The 17,963-nt window shown below is 71.6% G+C and carries 21 protein-coding genes; 9 read left to right on the forward strand and 12 right to left on the reverse strand.

Going from position 1 to position 17,963, the window contains the following annotated elements; translation table 11 throughout:
* Positions 1-18 precede the first annotated feature (18 nt).
* From BJK06_RS13585 to upp, 5 genes are all read right to left on the reverse strand, one after another.
* On the reverse strand, positions 19-1,464 hold the full coding sequence (locus tag BJK06_RS13585) for a serine hydrolase (RefSeq protein ID WP_070418342.1): 1,446 nt from the start codon (positions 1,462-1,464) through the stop codon (positions 19-21).
* Positions 1,461-2,810, reverse strand: a complete 1,350-nt coding sequence (locus tag BJK06_RS13590) for a deoxyribodipyrimidine photo-lyase (RefSeq protein ID WP_070418343.1) — start codon at positions 2,808-2,810, stop codon at positions 1,461-1,463. Before BJK06_RS13590 ends, BJK06_RS13585 begins: the two co-directional genes overlap by 4 nt.
* Positions 2,807-3,319 carry a MarR family winged helix-turn-helix transcriptional regulator gene (locus BJK06_RS13595; protein ID WP_254791810.1) on the reverse strand — a complete coding sequence of 171 codons (513 nt, stop codon included), beginning with the start codon at positions 3,317-3,319 and terminating at the stop codon, positions 2,807-2,809. Before BJK06_RS13595 ends, BJK06_RS13590 begins: the two co-directional genes overlap by 4 nt.
* A 282-nt stretch (positions 3,320-3,601) precedes the next feature.
* Positions 3,602-4,372: a winged helix-turn-helix domain-containing protein gene (locus BJK06_RS13600; protein ID WP_070418345.1), complete on the reverse strand. Its 771-nt coding sequence runs from the start codon at positions 4,370-4,372 to the stop codon at positions 3,602-3,604.
* A 477-nt stretch (positions 4,373-4,849) separates the two neighbouring features.
* Positions 4,850-5,485, reverse strand: a complete 636-nt coding sequence (upp, locus tag BJK06_RS13605) for a uracil phosphoribosyltransferase (protein ID WP_070418346.1) — start codon at positions 5,483-5,485, stop codon at positions 4,850-4,852.
* 76 nt (positions 5,486-5,561) lie between these two features.
* On the opposite strand from upp, the gene BJK06_RS13610 reads away from it, so the two are divergent.
* Entirely contained in the window at positions 5,562-5,993 is a 432-nt protein-coding gene (locus BJK06_RS13610) for a nucleoside deaminase (protein ID WP_070419477.1), read from the forward strand.
* Between the two features lie 10 nt (positions 5,994-6,003).
* On the opposite strand, the gene BJK06_RS13615 is transcribed toward BJK06_RS13610, so the two are convergent.
* Positions 6,004-6,381, reverse strand: coding sequence for a hypothetical protein (locus BJK06_RS13615; RefSeq protein WP_070418347.1), 378 nt, complete (start codon positions 6,379-6,381; stop codon positions 6,004-6,006).
* Between the two features lie 48 nt (positions 6,382-6,429).
* Positions 6,430-7,386, reverse strand: a complete 957-nt coding sequence (locus BJK06_RS13620; protein WP_070418348.1) for a cation diffusion facilitator family transporter — start codon at positions 7,384-7,386, stop codon at positions 6,430-6,432.
* A 64-nt stretch (positions 7,387-7,450) separates the two neighbouring features.
* Between BJK06_RS13620 and proC the strand changes: the two genes are divergently transcribed.
* Complete coding sequence (gene proC, locus BJK06_RS13625) at positions 7,451-8,281, forward strand: pyrroline-5-carboxylate reductase (protein WP_070418349.1); 831 nt, start codon at positions 7,451-7,453, stop codon at positions 8,279-8,281.
* On the opposite strand, the gene BJK06_RS13630 is transcribed toward proC, so the two are convergent.
* Positions 8,278-9,780, reverse strand: coding sequence for an MFS transporter (locus BJK06_RS13630; RefSeq protein WP_070418350.1), 1,503 nt, complete (start codon positions 9,778-9,780; stop codon positions 8,278-8,280). The genes proC and BJK06_RS13630 overlap by 4 nt on opposite strands.
* Positions 9,781-9,831: 51 nt before the next feature.
* Here BJK06_RS13630 and BJK06_RS13635 point away from each other — a divergent pair, with 51 nt between their 5' ends.
* Positions 9,832-10,419: a TetR/AcrR family transcriptional regulator gene (locus BJK06_RS13635; RefSeq protein ID WP_070418351.1), complete on the forward strand. Its 588-nt coding sequence runs from the start codon at positions 9,832-9,834 to the stop codon at positions 10,417-10,419.
* Between the two features lie 60 nt (positions 10,420-10,479).
* Here the strand turns inward: BJK06_RS13635 and BJK06_RS13640 are convergent, their stop codons facing one another.
* Both BJK06_RS13640 and BJK06_RS13645 read right to left on the reverse strand, forming a co-directional pair.
* Positions 10,480-11,172 (reverse strand): TrkA family potassium uptake protein, encoded by a 693-nt coding sequence (locus BJK06_RS13640; RefSeq protein WP_175473676.1) that lies wholly within the window; start codon positions 11,170-11,172, stop codon positions 10,480-10,482.
* The gene (locus tag BJK06_RS13645; protein WP_070418352.1) at positions 11,165-12,598 is read right to left on the reverse strand and encodes a TrkH family potassium uptake protein; all 1,434 of its coding nucleotides are present in this window, start codon (positions 12,596-12,598) and stop codon (positions 11,165-11,167) included. Before BJK06_RS13645 ends, BJK06_RS13640 begins: the two co-directional genes overlap by 8 nt.
* Before the next feature lie 72 nt (positions 12,599-12,670).
* Between BJK06_RS13645 and BJK06_RS13650 the strand changes: the two genes are divergently transcribed.
* The 5 genes from BJK06_RS13650 to BJK06_RS13665 all read left to right on the forward strand — a co-directional run bounded on the left by BJK06_RS13650 (position 12,671) and on the right by BJK06_RS13665 (position 14,297).
* Positions 12,671-13,186 carry a helix-turn-helix transcriptional regulator gene (locus tag BJK06_RS13650; RefSeq protein ID WP_070418353.1) on the forward strand — a complete coding sequence of 172 codons (516 nt, stop codon included), beginning with the start codon at positions 12,671-12,673 and terminating at the stop codon, positions 13,184-13,186.
* A gap of 82 nt (positions 13,187-13,268) precedes the next feature.
* On the forward strand, positions 13,269-13,463 hold the full coding sequence (locus BJK06_RS13655) for a helix-turn-helix domain-containing protein (protein ID WP_022902482.1): 195 nt from the start codon (positions 13,269-13,271) through the stop codon (positions 13,461-13,463).
* 118 nt (positions 13,464-13,581) lie between these two features.
* Positions 13,582-13,680: a 30S ribosomal protein bS22 gene (locus tag BJK06_RS18290; protein ID WP_003792170.1), complete on the forward strand. Its 99-nt coding sequence runs from the start codon at positions 13,582-13,584 to the stop codon at positions 13,678-13,680.
* A gap of 72 nt (positions 13,681-13,752) precedes the next feature.
* Complete coding sequence (locus BJK06_RS13660) at positions 13,753-14,007, forward strand: glutaredoxin family protein (RefSeq protein ID WP_070418354.1); 255 nt, start codon at positions 13,753-13,755, stop codon at positions 14,005-14,007.
* On the forward strand, positions 14,004-14,297 hold the full coding sequence (locus BJK06_RS13665) for a Dabb family protein (protein ID WP_070418355.1): 294 nt from the start codon (positions 14,004-14,006) through the stop codon (positions 14,295-14,297). The genes BJK06_RS13660 and BJK06_RS13665 overlap by 4 nt, the downstream gene beginning before the upstream one ends.
* Positions 14,298-14,410: 113 nt before the next feature.
* Here BJK06_RS13665 and aspS read toward each other — a convergent pair whose 3' ends face one another.
* The gene (gene aspS, locus BJK06_RS13670; RefSeq protein WP_070418356.1) at positions 14,411-15,751 is read right to left on the reverse strand and encodes an aspartate--tRNA(Asn) ligase; all 1,341 of its coding nucleotides are present in this window, start codon (positions 15,749-15,751) and stop codon (positions 14,411-14,413) included.
* Positions 15,752-15,979: 228 nt separating this feature from the next.
* Entirely contained in the window at positions 15,980-16,354 is a 375-nt protein-coding gene (locus BJK06_RS13675) for a MerR family transcriptional regulator (RefSeq protein WP_070419479.1), read from the reverse strand.
* Positions 16,355-16,407: 53 nt separating this feature from the next.
* Between BJK06_RS13675 and BJK06_RS13680 the strand changes: the two genes are divergently transcribed.
* Positions 16,408-17,898: a SulP family inorganic anion transporter gene (locus BJK06_RS13680; protein WP_070418357.1), complete on the forward strand. Its 1,491-nt coding sequence runs from the start codon at positions 16,408-16,410 to the stop codon at positions 17,896-17,898.
* Positions 17,899-17,963: the final 65 nt, after the last annotated feature.

Raw genomic sequence — 17,963 nt, forward strand, 5'->3', positions numbered from 1 at the left:
GGACCACCGGTCGCGGGGTCAGCGCTCGCTGGGTTCGGCCCGGACCACCAGGGTCTGCACGAGGCCGGCTGCGAGCGGCGCCAACCGGATCTCGACCCGCAGTCGACCGGCCGTCCCCGGCAGCCACCAGCGCAGGTGCGACGGGGCCTGGGACTCGTCGGCCACCGGTTCCGCCCCGAGGTCGGCACCGACGGCCGCCACCGCCTCCGCGACGGCCCGGCGGCGTCGTTCGTACGGCACGTCCATCGCCACGTTCGGCGTGCAGATCGCATCGGCGAGGTCGTCGTCCCAGTGGGCCAGGAGGCGCGTCACGGCAGCCTGCGCCGCCCGCGTCGCGTCGACGGTCGGCCCGGTGCCGGGTGCACGGTCCGCCGCGGCGGTCGCGCGGGCGGTCAGCACGAGGTCGAGCGCCCGGTCCGCCGCCGCCGAGACCTTCGCCTGCGTGGCGTTCTCGAAGGCGATGACGCCGAGGCCGTCCCGGACCGACCACCGCATGTGCGCCGAGAACCCCGGGTACCCGCCGGAGTGCGAGACGATCTCGCCGAACGCCGGGTCCTGCTCGACGAAGAGGCCGAAGCCGTACGCCGTCGTGCGGCTCGAGGTCGGCACCACCGCTGCCGGCACGACCCGCATCGCCTGCTGCATGAGTCGGCGGTCGGCGGGGGAGACCGGTCCGGGCTCGGGCGTCTCGGTGAACGCCGACGCGAGGTGCCGACCCCAGCGGGCGAGGTCCGTGACCGTCGAGAAGAGCCCGCCGATCGACGAGAACGCGCCGGGGCCCGACATCGGCAGCGGCTCCCACGTGCCGACGCCCGCCCCGTCAGCGGCGGGACGCACGCCCGTGACCACGTGACCGCGGGCGTCGTCGGCGCGGAAGACGGTGTCGCGCAGGCCGAGGGGGCCGAGGACGAGTTCGGTTGCGACCTCGGGGAAGGGACGACCGGCCACGACGCCGATCGCCCGGCCGAGCAACGCGTACCCGGTGTTCGAGTAGGCGAACCGGGTCCCCGGGACCGAGTCGAACAGGAGCCCGGCGCGCAGGACGTCGTCGAGCTCGGCGTCCGAGATCGATTCCTGCCGGTCGGCCCACGGATCGTCGGTCGGGAAGCCGCCGGCCATGGTGAGGAGCATGCGGAGCGTCGGCACGGGGGAGTCGGCGGTGGGCAGCACGACGTCCGTGAAGGCGGGCACGAAGTCCGTGATCGGGGCGTCCAGCCGGACACGGTCGTCCGCCACGAGCGCGAGCAGGGTGGCCGCCGTCACGCTCTTCGTGCAGGAGGCGATCCGGTACACGGTGTCGGCGTCGGGAGCGACGCCGTCGCCGCGGTCGCCGTGCCCGCCCGAGGCGACGAGCCCGGTGCGGTCGAAGACGCCCCAGACGCTGCTCGGAGCGACGCCGCGTTCGACACGTTCGCGGAACAACGCGTCGACGTCCGCGATCACCTGCGGATCGATGCCGCTCACGACCGGCGCATCCGGTCGTACGCGTCGAGTGCCCGCTGCCGGGTCTCCTTGAGGTCGAGCATGGGCTCCGGACGGTCTTCGTCGGCGGGGACCCAGCGGTGCACGTACTCGCGGTGCGGGTCGAACCGCTCGAGCTGCCGGTCCGGGTTGAACACCCGGAAGTACGGCGCCGCGTCGAACCCGGAGCCGGCGACCCACTGCCAGTTCGCCGCGTTGTTGGCGGAGTCGGCGTCGACGAGGGTGTCCCAGAACCACTGCTCGCCCACGCGCCAGTCGACGAGCATGTTCTTCACGAGGAAGCTGGCCGTCGCGAGCCGGACCCGGTTGTGCATCGCACCCGACTGCCAGAGTTCCCGCATGCCCGCGTCGACGAGGTCGAACCCGGTCGTCCCGGTCCGCCAGCGGTCGATCTCGGCGTCGGGGACGCCCCGCCAGGGGAAGGCGTCGAACTCGCGCCGGACGTTCACCGTGGTGATGTCCTCGCAGTGGAAGTACTCGTTCCAGTTGAACTCGCGCCAGGCCAGCTGCCGGAGGAACGCCGAGGCGTTCTTGCGCTGCTCGGGCTCGAGCTGGCCGTGCAGGCGGTGCCAGACCTGGTACGGACTGACCTCGCCCCACCGCAGGTGCGGGGAGAGGTCGCTCGTGGCGGCCATCGCGGGTTCGTCGCGCTGGTCGTAGTCCTCGAGCGCGTGGTGCACGAAGTGTTCGAGCCGCCGGTGCGCGCCCTGCTCGCCGGGTTCCCAGGCGTCCCGGAGACCGCCGGCCCAGTCGGGGTGCGTCGGCAGCAGGTCCCAGTCGTCGAGGTCGTCGCTCGCGACCTGGGGCGCCACGGGGAGGTCACGCGGCTTGGGCAGCGGGTGGCGGGGCTCGGGCATCGCCTGGGCGGCACGCCAGAACGGCGTGAACACCTTGTACGGCTCGCCCTGCCCGGTGAGGACGGTCCAAGGTTCCCAGAGCAGGCTCGCGGCGAAGCTGTGCGCCTCGGTCCCGCCGTCGGTGAGGGTCGACTTGATGCCGGCGTCGAGGTCCCGCTCGGCTCGGCCGTACCGGCGGTTCCAGAACACCGCGTCGGCGCCGGTGTCGGACACGAGCGCGTCGACGGCCTCGGCAGCGGGCCCGCGGCGGAGGACCAGTCGGGACCCGCGCTCGCGGAGTTCACCGTCGAGCGCGGCGAGCGAGTGGTGCAGCCACCACCGTGCCGCAGCCCCGATCGGGCGGATGCCGGGGGACTGCTCGTCGAGGACGTACGCGACCGTGACGTCGCCGCCGTGGTCGATCGCTGCTCGGAGTGCCGGGTTGTCCGCGAGACGGAGGTCGTCGCGGAGCCAGACCAGGGCGCCGGTCACACCGTTGCCGCGTCGACGTCGGACGCCGCCCGGGTCGCGCCACGTCGGGGCGAGGCCGCACCGGCCGCGGTCCGGAGCTTCGTGCAGAGTTCGGTGAGCGTGCGCAGCTCGACGTCGTCGAGGCCGGCACCGACCTGGTCGGCGATGGTCTGCGCGTGCTGGACGGCGACGGCGCGGTACACGTCGAAGCCGTGCGCGGTGAGGGCCACGATGACGCCGCGGGCGTCGGTGGGGTCCGGCTGCTTCTCGACGATGCCGCGCGCGGTGAGCCGGTCGACCAGGCGGCTGACGCTCGGCTGCGTCAGGAGCAGGTGGCCGGTCAGTTCGCGCATCCGGCAGCGCCGGCCGGGCTGCGTGGAGAGGTTGAAGCAGACGTCGTACTCGTTGAACGAGATCTCGCCGCCCGGGAAGTCGGCGTTGAGCGCGCGCATCACCGTGACCTGGGCGCGGAAGAGCGCTTCCCAGGCAGCGACGGCGGTCGCCTTCTCGCTGCGGCGTGGCTCGTTCACGGTCGCGCTCCCTCTGGTCGTACGGTCATGCCACACTACCGACGGCCTCGGACACGCGATGCTGCTGACGCGCAGCCGTGTCCCCCGGGACGCAACGAGGGCCGGTCATCACGGGGATGACCGGCCCTCTCCCTTGCACCAAGAGTGTCCTGCAATCACATTCCACAGGCGGTGCCACAGCAAACACCGTCTGCACGCACGACTGTATAACGAACGGGTAACGGCGCGCTACCGGACGCGGCGGTCGTTCGCTGCGAGTTCACCAAGAACGACCGATCAGGATCAGAAGAGGTCCGGCGACGGCGTCGAGGCGTAGCGCACGGCGACGTCCGCGTGGCGGTCGAAGCGGTAGCCGACACCGCGCACGGTGCGGACGATCTCCTCGAACGCGCCGAGCTTCGAGCGGAGCCGACGGACGTGGACGTCGATCGTGCGCTCGTTCGGGGTCTCGTCCTCGCCGTCCGACCACAGGCCGTCGATGATCGCCGAGCGGTCGACGGTCTGGCCCTCGCGGAGGACGAGGAACTGCAGGAGCTCGAACTCCTTGTACGTCAGGGGAGCGGCTTCACCGTCGAGCGTGACGCGCTTCCGGGAGATGTCGATGACGACCCCGGTCTCCTCCGGCTCGGGCTTCTCTGCCTGCTTGCGCGCGGCCACGGCGGAGCGGTCCTGCAGGGCGAGCCGGACGACGTCGACGTCACGGCCGCCGGAGCCCTCGGCGGCGACGGCCACGGCGGCGTACGTCTCCGAGGTCGGGACGAGCTGCGCGGTCAGGGCCTTGAGCTGCTCGACGACCGCAGCGAGGGTCGTGCCCGCCGCCGCTGCCTTCGCCTCGTCGATGCCGACGTAGAGAGCGAAGCCGCGTGCCTCGGTGCCCTCGGGCAGGGCACGGTTGCGCTGCGGGGCGACGACCGGGCTGGTCGGCACGCCGGTGGCGACGGGCGGCGCGACGGGCTCGCGACGCGGACGGATCGGGGTCACGGTGCCGAGGTCGGTCGGCGCGGGTGCGGCGGTGCGGAGGGCGGTGCGGGGCTGAGCGATGGTGAGCGACATGGCGGTTCTCCGGGCGATGTGGCTGCGGTGTCGAGGTGTGCCGCGGCCGTGTCGAATGCGTCGGTCCGGGTACGGCGAGTGCCGTGGGCCCTGCGGTCCTGCTGCGGACCGGGGCCGACCCGGGGGTACGGGAGACAGACCTCGTGACGTGGTGCGCGTCGTCGACGTGGTCGTCACCCGGGGATCACGCTCGCGCGACGGGGGTGGTGTCGCGGGGGATCCGGCTGGAACGGGTGCCGATCAGGCACACATTCGACAACGCATGACGGCCGTGGCCGGCATCATCATGCCGGCGGTCCCCTGGGCCTCGGAGAGGACGCGGGTGGACACGGTTGCAGTCATGGGACGAGTATCGGTGGGATACCAACGTCGTGTCAACCGTCCGCACGGACGGTGCGTTCTGCGAACGCACCGGCACGACGGACAGGAGGCGCGGTGCCAGCTGGCACCGCGCCTCCAGTCGGAACGTGGTCGCGTCTACTCGGCGAGTCCGTAGAGGCGGTCGCCCGCGTCGCCGAGGCCCGGAACGATGTAGCCGTTCTCGTCGAGCTTCTCGTCGAGCGCGCCGAGCACGATCGAGACGTTGCGGTCGCCCACGGCGGCCTCGACCGCGGCGAGCCCCTCGGGCGCGCCGAGGATGCAGACGCAGGTGACCTCTTCCGCACCGCGGTCGAACAGGAAGTCGATCGCGGCCGCGAGGGTGCCGCCCGTCGCGAGCATCGGGTCGAGGACGAAGCACTGCCGACCGGAGAGGTCGTCGGGCAGGCGCTCGGCGTAGGTCTGCGGCTCGAGGGTCTCCTCGTTGCGCGCCATGCCGAGGAAGCCGACCTCGGCCGTCGGGACGAGCTTGACCATGCCCTCGAGCATGCCGAGCCCGGCACGCAGGATCGGCACGACGAGCGGGCGTGGCTTCGCGATCGAGACGCCCATGGTGTGTGCCACCGGGGTGTCGATCGGCGTCGCGGTGACCCGGACGTTGCGCGTGGCCTCGTACGCGAGGAGCGTGACGAGCTCCTCGGTGAGGGCGCGGAACGTGGGGGACGGCGTCGTACGGTCGCGGAGCACCGAGAGCTTGTGGGTGATGAGCGGGTGGTCGGCGACGTGGACTCGCATAGGGTCGAGCCTACCGTGCTGCCGACCGCCAGGAGGTTCCGTGGAAGCACCCGCCGCCCGCCCGTTCGTCCCCGCGATGGAACGCGCGCTCGACGAGGCCCGCGCGTGCCTCGCGACCGGGGACGTCCCGGTGGGGGCGGTCGTCCTCGACCGGGACGGCGCGGTCATCGCCGTGGGACGGAACGAGCGCGAGGCGCGACAGGACCCCACGGCACACGCCGAGGTCCTCGCGCTCCGGGCGGCCGCGGCGGCGATCGGCGACTGGCACCTCGAGGAGCACACCCTGGTGGTGACGCTCGAGCCGTGCCCGATGTGCGCCGGTGCGGTCATGGCGGCCCGGGTGCCGCGGATCGTGTTCGGCGCGTGGGACCCGAAGGCCGGCGCGAGCGGGAGCGTCTACGACGTCGCGCGGGACCGTCGGCTGCCGCACCGGTCCGAGGTGATCGGCGGGGTGCTCGAGGGGGAGTGCGCCGCGCTGCTCGACGCGTTCTTCGCCGAGCGTCGCTGACTTGTGGGCGTCACTTCCAGAGGACCGCGACGAACACGTTGACGATCGCGAGCGCCCCGGCCGAGTGGAAGAACGGCAGGGCGGCCTTCGCCTTTGCGGTACCGGCGTCCGCCCGCTTCTGACGCGCCCGCGCGACGAGCGCCAGCACGAGTGCGACCGCCGCGATGACGAGCTTCACGCCGAGCTTGACGTGGTTCGCGCCGCCGTCCTGCGTCGCGTCGATGATCCCCATCATCCCGAGGCCCGTGACGAGCTGCACGACGAGACCGGTGATCGGCCAGGAGGTCTGGAAGCCGCCCTTGCGGCGCACCTGCACCAGGAAGGCGCCGATGACGGCAGCGAGACCGAGGAAGTGGAGGACGAGCAGGATGCTGAAGAGCGCCGACATGTGACCATCGTGGATGACCGGCCACGGCGCTCGCCAGCAAGGTTCCCCTTAGTCTGCGGCGCGGATCACGATCGCCTCGGTCGGCGGGCGGGGGCCCGTCCGGAGCACGTCGGGTTCGACGTAGATCACGCGTGCGATCGGCACCGCCTGGCGCACCCGGTGCTCGACCGTGTCGATGCCCGCGGCGACGTCGCCGAGCCGTCGGTCGCCGTCCACCGCGACCTTCACGCCGACCATGAGCTCGTCGGGGCCGAGGTACAGGGTCTTGATGTGGATGATCGAGTCGACCTCGGGACCGTCGAGCACCGCGTGCTTGATGCGCTCGACGTCGGCCGCGGTGGCACCCTCGCCGACGAGGAGGCTCTTCGTCTCGATGCCGAGCACGACCGCCACGGCGATGAGCAGCGCGGCGATGAAGATCGTGCCGATCGCGTCGAACACGCCGTTGCCCGTGATCGCGGTGAGGCCGACGCCGAACAGGGCGAAGACGAGGCCGAGCAGCGCCGCGGTGTCCTCGAGCATCACGACGGGGAGCTCCGGGGCCTTGGCGCGGCGGACGAACTGCACCCAGCTCTGCCGGCCCTTCTGCGGTCGTGCTTCCCGCAGCGCGGTGCGGAGGGAGAAGCCCTCGAGCCCGATCGCGATGACGAGCACCACGAGCGGCAGCCACCAGTTCTCCAGCGGGTGCGGGTGGGTGAGCTTCTCGATGCCCTCGTAGAGGGAGAACACCCCGCCGACCGAGAACAGGATGATCGACACGACGAACGCGTACACGTAGCGCTCACGCCCGTAGCCGAACGGGTGCTCCTCGTCGGCGGCACGCCGGGCACGACGGCCGCCGAGGAGCAGGAGGAGCTGGTTGGCGGAGTCGGCGAGGGAGTGGACGCCCTCGGCCAGCATCGACGCGGAACCGCTGATCGCCGCGGCGATGAACTTCACGATCGCGATCCCGACGTTCGCACCGAGTGCGGCGAGGATCGCCCTCGTGCCTCCAGAAGCGCTCACAGCTGTCCCCTTCTCCCGATCTGTTGGACGATCCTAGGCGAGGGCGCTCGGTAGGGTCTGGGGCATGACGATCGAACTGCCCCGCACCGCCCTGCTCGGCGTCGGCTCCATGTCCGGCGCGGTCCTCGACGGCCTGCTCGCGGCCGGTCTCGACCGGGCCACCGTGACCCTGACGACGAAGTCGGAGCAGTCCGCCGCGGCACACCGGGAGCGTGGCCTGGACGCCACCGCCACCGACACCGACCCCGACGCGAACCGGGCAGCGGTGCGCGGCGCGTCGCTCGTCGTGCTCGGGGTGAAGCCCTACGCGATCGGTGACCTGCTCGACGAGGTCTCGGCGGACCTCGAGCCGGGGACCGTCGTCGTGAGCGTCGCCGTGGGGACGACGACCGCGAGCATGGAGGCGAAGGTGCCGGCCGGTGTCCGGGTCGTCCGAGCGCTCCCGAACACGCCGATCGGTGTCGGGCACGGGGTGACCGGGATCAGCGCCGGTGCCTCCGCGGACGCCGACGCCGTCGCGCTCGCGTCGTCGGTGTTCGACGCGTCCGGTGTCGTGATCGAGGTGCCGGAGTCCCAGCTCGACGCGCTCTCCGCCGTCTCGGGCTCCGGGCCCGCCTACGTCTTCCTCCTCGTGGAGCAGTGGCAGCAGGCCGCCGAGTCGCTCGGGTTCTCCCACGACCAGGCCGAGGCGATGGTGCAGGGGACGCTCCGCGGTGCCGTCGAACTGCTCGCCGCCTCCGGCAAGGAGCCCGCCGACCTGCGGAGGGCCGTCACGAGCCCGAAGGGGACCACCGAGCGTGCCGTCGCGGTGCTGCAGGACGCCGACCTGGCGGGGACGTTCGAGCGGGCGTCCCGCGCGGCGATCGCCCGCGCCGAGGAGCTGGCGAAGGGCTAGCGACCAGCGGGCTGGTGTTCCTCGGGCCGCCCCTCGGACGCGACGCCCGCGGCAGCCGGGGACGGCGCGGTCGGTCGGGCACGTCCGGCCCGGGCCATCGCCCAGATGACGAGCACCCCGGCGAGCACGGTGAGCACCGACCCGCCGATCGTCACCGCGTGGTCGAACGCCACACCCTGGGCGTGGGTCCACGGTGTCGCGGTGAGCGACCCGGTGAACACGGCACCGAGCACCGTGCCGGCGATCGCCACCCCGACGGCCGAGGCCACCTCGGAGGAGGTGTCCACGAGCGCGGCGCCGATCGTCGTGCGGTCCTCCGGCAGCCCGCGCAGGACGTTCGTGCCGGCGACCACCCCCACGACCCGCATGCCGGCGGCGACGAGCACGAGCGCCAGGGCGATCCACCCGTAGCCGAGCGGCCCGAGCAGCGTGTACACCGCGAGCCCGACGACGACGGCGGCCGCACTCGACCAGGCGGCGTGCCCGAGGCCGACGCGCCGGACGAACGGTCCGACGAACGCGCTCCCGGCCACGAGCACGGCCACCTGCGGGAGCATGCCGATCGCGGCGAGGGCCGGCGGCCACCCCCAGGCGAGCTGCAGGTGCAGCGTCACCAGGTATCCGAGGCCCGCGACCGCGAGGCCCGTGGCCGCCTTGTAGGCGAGGCCGCTCGAGACCAGCGGCCGGGCGACGAGCGCGAGGTCGAGCAGCGGGTGCTCGACGCGGCGCTGTCGCACGGCGAACCAGACGCCGCCGACGATCGCGCCGGCGGTGGCCGCCCAGGCCGTCCAGTCGTCGAGCCCGCCGTCGGCGAACCGCGTCGGCGCGACGAGGGCGAGGAGGATCGTCACGGTCCCCAGCGCCGCTCCGGTCCAGTCCACGGGAGCACGGTGCAGCCCCGTCGGATCGTCCGCGGTGACGCCGACGCGGATCCCCACGAACGCGAGTGCGGCGATCGGGACGTTGACGAGCAGGAGCACCTGCCAGGGCGCGACGGCGAGGACGAGTCCGCCCACCGTCGGTCCCACCGCGAGCCCGACGAGCCCGACGGTGGAGATCACCGTGATCGCCCGGACCCGCCGCTCGTCGTCGTCGAAGAGCCGGAACGCGAGGGCCATCGACCCGGGGGTGGTCATCGCCGCCGCGATCCCGGTGGCGACCCGGACGGCGATCAGCTGGTCGGCGGTGGTGACGAACGCGGTCGCGAGGCTCGCCAGCCCGAGGAGCACGAGCCCTACGAGCATCACCCGGCGTCGGCCGTACCGGTCCGCGACGGCACCCGCAGCGAGCATGAGCCCGCCGAACACCACCGAGTACGCCGTCGTCACCCACTGCAGCCCGGTCGCGCCGACCTGCAGCTCACGACCGATCGTGGGGAGCGCGACGTTCAGGACGGAGTTGTCGAGCATCTCGAACAGGAAGACCGCGGCGAGCCCGGCGAGGGCGACACGCGATCCGCGCAGGGATCGGGGAGAGTGGGGGGACCGGACGGCGTTCATGCGTCTAGGTTAAGTCAGTAAACTGAGTGAGTCAATCAGCGAGGAGTCCGCATGCCCAGGAGCGCGCCCCGCGGCGGGCCGGAGACTCGTGCGCGGATCGCCGAGACCGCGTCCGGGATGTTCGCCGAGCACGGCTTCGACGGCGTCACCGTCGCGCAGGTCGCGAAGGCCGCCGGGGTCTCGAGCGTCACGGTCTTCAAGCACTTCCCGCGCAAGGAGGACCTGTTCCTCGACCGCTCCGCCGAGACGGTCGCGCTGTTCGTCGCAGCCGTCGAGGACGTTCCGCGTGACGAGGCGCTCGACGCGCTCGAGGCGCTCGCACTGCGCCTGGTCGACGAGCGCGCGCCGGTCTCCGGGCTGGCGCCCGGCGCACACGCGTTCTTCCGGACGGTCGCCGACTCGCCCGCCCTGCAGTCGCGCGCGCTCGAGCACGTGGCGGGGGCGCAGCGCGCGCTCGGGGACGCCGTCGGCGACCGACTCCTCGCAGCGCTCTTCGTCGCCGGCTACGCCACGGTCTTCGTCGGGACGGCACGTGCCGTCCTCGCGGGGGAGGACGACGACACCGTCGTCACGGCGCACCGCGCCGGACTGGAACGGCTCTTCCGCGCACTCCGGGACGGCGTCGCGTCCGCGACGTGACCGGCTGACGGACTGGAGGGACGGTGCCGGCCCGCCCCGCGCCTCCTGTCCGTCCTGTCCTCACTCCAGGGCGGCGAACCGTTCCAGCGCACTCTCGGTCCCCGAGACGATGATGACGTCGTTCTGGCCGATCACGCTCTCCGGCGTCGCCGGGACGAAGGCCTCGCCGGGGGTCTTGATGCCGAGCACGGTCAGGCCGAAGCGGGTGCGGATCACCGTGGTCGCCAGGTCCTTGCCGCGGACCGACGCCGGCGGGAACATCTTGACCACCGCGAAGTCGTCGTCGAACTCGATGAAGTCGAGCATCCGGCCGGACACCAGGTGTGCGGTGCGCTCGCCGGCCTCGCGCTCGGGGTAGACGACGTGGTTCGCGCCGATGCGGGACAGGATCGTGCCGTGCGACCGGCTGATCGCCTTCGCCCAGATCTGCGGGATGCCGAGGTCGACGAGGTTCGCGGTGATGAGCACGCTCGACTCGAGGTCGCTGCCGGTCCCGACGACGGCGATCGGGAAGTCCTGCGCACCGATCTGCCGCAGGGCGTCGATGTCGGTCGCGTCCGCCTGCACCGCGTGCGTGACGCGGTCCGACCACTTCTGCACGAGGCCGGCGTCGGTGTCGACGACGAGGACCTCGCGGTCCTGCCGCTCGAGCTGCCCGGCGGTGGCGGCGCCGAACCGTCCGAGGCCGATGACGAGCACCGGAGCGTCGTGGCTGACGGCACCGAGCGGGTGCGGACGGTTGCGGTCAGCCAACGATCGGCCTCTCCTCGGGACGGCGGAACAGTTGCCGGCTCTGGCTGGCGGCCAGTGCAGCGGCGATGGTCACTGTACCGACACGGCCCAGGAACATCGTCGCCGCGAGCACGTACTTGCCGGACTCGGGCAGGTTCGCGGACACTCCGGAGGACAGCCCGCACGTCGCGAACGCCGAGATGACCTCGAACAGCACGCGGTCGAGGGACTCGTGGGTGATCTGCAGGAGCACGACGGTCGCGACGGCCACGATGGTGGCGCCCCAGAGCACGACCGCCACGGCCACGCGCAGGACGTCGCTCGGGATGCGCCGACCGAACGCCTCCATGCTCTGTCGCCCGCGGGCCTCGGCGACGGCGGCGAGGAACAGGACCGCGAGCGTCGTGACCTTGATGCCGCCGGCGGTCGAGGCCGAGCCGCCGCCGATGAACATGAGCATGTCCGTGACGAGCAGGCTCGACCCGTTCAGCTGGTCGAAGTCGACGAGGGAGAAGCCGCCGGACCGGGTCATCGTGGAGAGGAAGAGGGCCTGGAACGCGGTGCGACCAGCGCCCTCCTCACCGAAGGTGGTCGGGTTCGATGCCTCGAGCGCGATGTACACCGCGGCGCCGCCGACGAGCAGGACCGCGCTCGTCGCGAGCGTGAGCTTCACGTGGATCGGCCAGCGGCGCGGCGTCCGGAGCTGCTTCGTCAGGGCACGGATCACCGGGAAGCCGATCGAGCCCGCGACCACGCCGACCATGAGCAGCGAGAGGAACCAGTAGTCGTGCGCGAACGGGGTGAGTCCGCTGGCGTTCGGCGCGAAGCCGGTGTTCGTGAACGCCATCGCCGCGTAGTAGAAGGAATCCCCGACCGCCGTCCAGAAGGGCATCCCGGCGATGAGGACGGACGGCAGCAGGAGGAGCCCGAGGACGATCTCGATCGACAGGGTGCTCACCGCGACCGTCGCGAGCAGGGTGCCGACTTCACCGAGACGGACGGCCTGGCCCTCGGGCACGGCGCCGTGGTGGGTCCGCAGGGGGTTCGAGTCGCCGGCCGCCATGAGCTTCGCTCGGAGTCCGAGCTTCCGGGTGACGAAGAGGCCGAGGATCGAGGCGAACGTCAGGACGCCCACGGCCCCGATCTGCGTGCCGATCACCACGAGGCTCTTGCCGAACACCGACCAGTGCGTCGCCATGTCCACGGTGGCGAGCCCGGTGACGCAGACCACCGACGCCGCGGTGAAGAGAGCGTCCGCGAAGTGCGTCGAGCGTCCGTCCGCCGCGGCCCACGGCGTCATGAACAGGCTCGTGAAGACGAAGATCAGCGCCACGAAGACGACGATCGCCAAGCGGGACGGCGACGAGCGGAGGGCGGTGCCGAGACGGGACGGCCGTCGACGGGTCGCTCCCGCCGAGCGGGACGGCGGCTCGTGTCGGTCGAGCATCGTATGCCTCCGTGGACATGGGCGGGACGGTTCGTCATGGTACATCCGTGACGCCCCGGCTAGCCTTGCCCCATGGCCGACATCTTCAGCGTCGTGGCGGACCCCACCAGGCGTGAGCTGCTCGGGACGCTCCTGTCCGCGTACGGCTCGGACGTCACCGGCGGCGAGCTCAGCGTCGGCCAGCTCGTGGAACGCCTCGGCGTCAGCCAGCCGACCGTGTCGAAGCACCTGCGCGTGCTCCGCGACATCGGCCTCGTGACGAGCCGCGAAGAGGGGCAGCACCGCTACTACCGCCTCGACCCGGAGCCGCTCGTCGGCATCGAGGAGTGGGTCCTCCCGTTCACCGGCGCGGTGGACGCCGACGGCACCCCGGCCACGACGGCGTGGACGCTCGACGGGCAACCGGTCTCGGTCCGACGCTCCGGCACGGCGGGCAAGGCCACGGTCGAGGTCGGCACCGAGCTCGGCCGCGTGATGGCCGAGGCGTCCTACCGTGCGACCGCGGCGCTGTCCGGCGCGCAGCAGGGCTGGGAACGGGTCGTCGACCGGAGCCGGAAGCGCTTCACGCGGCGCGGCGACGAGGACTGAACGGGACCTGGACACCGGGTCGCACCGGCCCCTACAGTTGCCAGTGACCACACAGGTCACACCGATTTCCCGAAGGCGGACCATGACCGGCAGTTTCGACGACGTGCGCTTCCTCACCGTCGCTGAGGTCGCCGAGATGATGCGCGTCTCCAAGATGACCGTCTACCGCATGGTCCACGCGGGGGAACTCCCCGCCATCCGCTTCGGCCGGTCCTTCCGCGTCCCGGAGTCCGCCGTCGCGGACGTCCTGCGCGGTGGCATCGCCGACGTCGGCTAGGTGGGTCCGAACCGGCCCGTTCGACATCGCGTCAGGCCTCCGCTAGACTCGGCGGGGTTGTTTTTCCGCGGTCTCGTTGGCCCGGTGTCCACACAACATCAGTCCGAGTGAGGTCCGTATGGGTTCTGTCATCAAGAAGCGTCGCAAGCGCATGGCGAAGAAGAAGCACCGCAAGCTGCTTCGCAAGACGCGCCACCAGCGTCGCAACAAGAAGTAGGCCCCGAGCCTGCAGCGTCACGCCCCGGTTCGCCGGGGCTTTCGCTTTTCCGGGGGCGGATATGGTGGTCCCATGCCCGCCGTGACCCTGCTGACCAAGCCCGGCTGCCACCTCTGCGACGACGCCCGACCGGTCGTCGAACGTGTCGTGGCCGAACACCCGGGGACGACCCTCCAGGAGCTGTCCATCATCGACGACGACGCCCTCCGCCTGGAGTACGCGGAGGACATCCCGGTCGTCCTGGTCGACGGGCGTGTCCACAGCAACTGGCACGTCGACGCCGACCGGCTCCACCGTGCCCTCGAGAAGGCCGAGGCCCGCGCATGATCCACCACGTCGTCTCCTGGACCCTGCGCGAGGACCTCGACCGCGCAGAGTCCGTCGAGCGGATCCGCGAGCTCCTCGTCGGGCTGATCGGCACCGTCGACTCGATCCGTTCCCTGCAGGTCGTCGAGAACGTCGCCTACCCGGGGAAGAACCAGGACGTCGCCGTCGTGGCGACCTTCGACGACCTCGCCGGCCTCGACGAGTACCAGGTGCACCCGCAGCACCAGGCCGCGGCAGCGGAGATCCGTGGCCTGGTCACGGGGCGGGCGGCCATCGACTGGGAGAGCTGAGCCGCGCCTCCAGGCCCGCGCCGCGCCGCGCTCGCTTCGTGAGCAGAAATGGTCGCCTCCCGACTCGGGAAGCGACCATTTCTGCACACGAAGGCCGGCGGCAGTGCCGCGGACTACGGGGTGAGGCGCGTCGGGCCGCGGAACAGGTACGTGACCTCGCGGATGGACGGCTCGTGCAGCGCGAGCATGAGCACGCGCGCCAGGCCCATGCCGAACCCACCGTGCGGCGGCACGCCGTAGCGGAAGAAGTCGAGGTACCAGCCGAGCTCCTCGGGGTCGAGGCCCTTCTCGACGGCCTGTGCCGTCAGGGTGTCGACACGGTGCTCGCGCTGTGCACCCGTCGAGATCTCGGCACCGTTGAACAGCAGGTCGTAGCTGTTCGTGAGGGTCGGGTCGTCGGCGTGACGCATGTGGTAGTACGGCCGGATCGACGCGTCGTAGTCGGTGACGAAGACGAACTCCGAACCGTGCGTCTCCTTCGCCCAGGCGCTCACGCGGCGCTCGCCCTCGGGGTCGAGGTCACCGTCGGCGCGGACGACCTCGTAGCCGCTGTCGGCGACGATCTTCCGGGCCTCGGCCAGGGTCACGCGCGGGAAGGGTGCGGTCGGGACGACGAACTCGAAGCCGAAGACCGCTTCGACCTCGGTGCCGTACTTCTCCTTGACGGCGGTGAAGCCGGCGACGAGGAGCTCCTCGTGCATGGCCATGACGTCCTCGTGCGACTCGACCCACGAGATCTCGGCGTCGACGCTCGTGAACTCGGTCGCGTGGCGGCTCGTGAACGACGGGTCCGCACGGAAGGCGTCGGCGATCTCGAACACCGCGCCGAAGCCGGCCGGCTGCGCCATCTGCTTGAAGTTCTGCGGCGACTGCGCGAGGTACGCCGTCGTCTCGAAGTACTCGAGCTGGAAGAGCTCGGCACGCGACTCGGACGCCGAGGCCATCAGCTTCGGGGTGTGGATCTCGATGTAGTCACGCTCGACCCAGTACGTGCGGAACGCGTGCTCCATCGTGGTCTGGATGCGGAAGATGAGATTCTGCTTGCGGTTGCGCAGGTCGAGGAAGCGCCAGTCGAGGCGCTTGTCGAGCGAGGAGTCGTCCGCGATCGGGGTCTCCGGGACGGCGGCGCTGATGACGGTCAGGTCGCCGACCTTGACCTCGAGCCCGCCGAGCTTGACGCGCTCGTCGTGCTTCAGGGTGCCCTGCACGTGCACGAAGGTGCCGTGCGCGAGGCCGGAGATCGCCTCGGTCGTCGCGAGTGCGGCGGCGGAGGCGTCGTCGCCCTCGACCGCTTCGCGCGTGGCGGGGTTGACGAGCTGTGCGGCGCCGGACTCGTCACGGAGGACGACGAACTGCACCTTCTTCTGGTCTCGGACGGTCTCCACCCATCCGGCGACGGAGACGGGGCCGTCGGGGCGTGCGGCGAGGTCGGCGATGCGGGTGCGTTCGATCACGGTGGTCGAGTCTACCGGTTGCGCCTCCGGCGCCGTCGTCGGGTGCGTTCGTCCCTCCACAGGTCGGCTCGCGTCCGGTGTCGTCCACAAGGTGGGCCCGGAGGCGCGGGACGGGTCCGATGTCTCCGTAGCGTTCCCGACGTGGCCGGGTCGCGAGCTGGAGGGAGGCCCCGCACGACGGCAGGGGTCGAGGGGCTCGCGGCCCGGCCGCCCGCGGCGGGGGAGCTGTCACGGGAGTGAAGCGCGCAGGCTGCCGAGCGTCCCGATGAACTCCTCGGCCATGCCCGCCCGCTCGACGAGCTTCGCGTGCCGCGCCCGCGCGTCCACGAGGAACTCGTCGAGCCGTGCGGCCAGCGCAGGCGCGTCCCCGGGGTCCTTCGCGGCCAGACCGTCGACGACCCGGAGCAGCTCGGCCATCTCGTCCAGCGTGAACCCGAGCGGCTTCATCCGCCGGATCACGAGCAGCCGTTCGAGGTCCTGTTCCGTGTAGACGCGGAACCCGCCGGTCGTCCGTCCGCTCGGCACGAGCAGCCCGACCTCGTCGTAGTGCCGGATCGTGCGGAGGGACATCCCGGCGCGGTCGGCCAGTTCGCCGATGTGCATCGTGGTGCTCACGGGGACGACTCTACCCTCACGTGAGGGTAGAGTTCAGGGCGATGTCCGTGACCACCCACGCTCCCACCGCTCCGAGCGTCCTCAGCGCCCTGCGTTCGCCCCGCCTCCTCGCGCGCGAGGTCCTCGCCGGGATCGTCACCGCGCTCGCCCTCATCCCCGAGGCGATCTCCTTCTCGGTCGTCGCCGGGGTCGACCCGGCGGTCGGGCTCTTCTCGAGCGTCGTCATCGCCGTCGTGATCTCGATCGTGGGCGGCCGTCCGGCGATGATCTCCGCCGCCGCCGGGTCCGTGGCGCTCGTGATCGCCCCGCTCGTGCGCGACCACGGGATCGCGTACCTCGTCCCGACGATCGTCCTCGGCGGCCTCATCCAGATCGTGCTCGGCTTCCTCGGGGTCGCCCGGCTCATGCGGTTCATCCCGCGCAGCGTGAACGTCGCGTTCGTGAACGCCCTCGCCATCCTGATCTTCACTGCGCAGCTGCCGAACCTGTTCGGGCCGGACGTGCCGGCGGTGGTCTGGGCGCTGACGGCGCTCGGCGTCGCCGTCATCATCGGGTTCCCGTTCGTCACGAAGGCGGTCCCGGCACCGCTCGTCGCCGTCGTCGTGATCACCGCGATCACGATCCTGTTCGGCGTCGCCGTGCCCACGGTCGGCGACGAGGGTGCGCTGCCGAGCGCGCTGCCCGGGTTCAGCGGCATCACCACGCCGTTCTCGCTGGACACGCTGCAGACCATCGCGCCGTACGCGTTCGGCGTCGCGATCGTCGGGCTCATCGAGACGCTCCTCACCGCGCAGCTCGTCGACTCGATCACCGAGACCGGTTCGAGCAAGTGGCGTGAGTCGTGGGGCCAGGGCATCGCGAACGTCGCGTCGGCCTTCTTCGGCGGTACCGGCGGCTGCGCGATGATCGGCCAGACCGTCATCAACGTGAAGACGGCCGGGGCCCGGACGCGCATCTCCACGTTCGCCGCCGGAGCGTCGGTGCTCGTGCTGACGATCGTCCTGCACGACCTCGTGGCCGAGATCCCGATGGCCGCGCTCACCGCCGTGATGATCATGGTCTGCGTCGCCACCTTCGACTGGCACAGCATCCGACCCCGCACGCTCCGGCGGATGCCCCTCGGCGAGACCGCGGTGATGGTGATCACCGTCGTGGTCGTCGTCGCCACGGACAACCTCGCGACCGGGGTGCTCGTCGGGGTGGTCGTCGCCGCGCTCGTCTTCGCCCGCCGAGCCGCCCACGTGGTGACCGTCGCGCGTGAGGTCGTCGACGAGCACACGGTCCGCTACCGGGTCCGCGGGGCGCTGTTCTTCGCCTCGTCGAACGACCTCGTCACCCGCTTCTCCTACGCCGAGGACCCCGAGCACGTCGTCATCGACATGTCCGACGCGCACGTGTTCGACGCGAGCACGGTCGCGGCCCTCGACGGGGTCGAGCAGCGCTTCGCCAAGCACGGATCGACGGTCGAGGTGGTGCACCTCAACACCGGGTCCACGGCGCTCCACGGGCGGCTCTCCGGCGAACTGGGCTGAGTGGTTCCGCATCCGGTGAATCCCCTGTGCGGGCGGTGGGAACCCCTGAGCGACCTACACTGGAA

The organism is Curtobacterium sp. BH-2-1-1, assembly GCF_001806325.1.
Taxonomy (GTDB): Bacteria; Actinomycetota; Actinomycetes; order Actinomycetales; family Microbacteriaceae; genus Curtobacterium.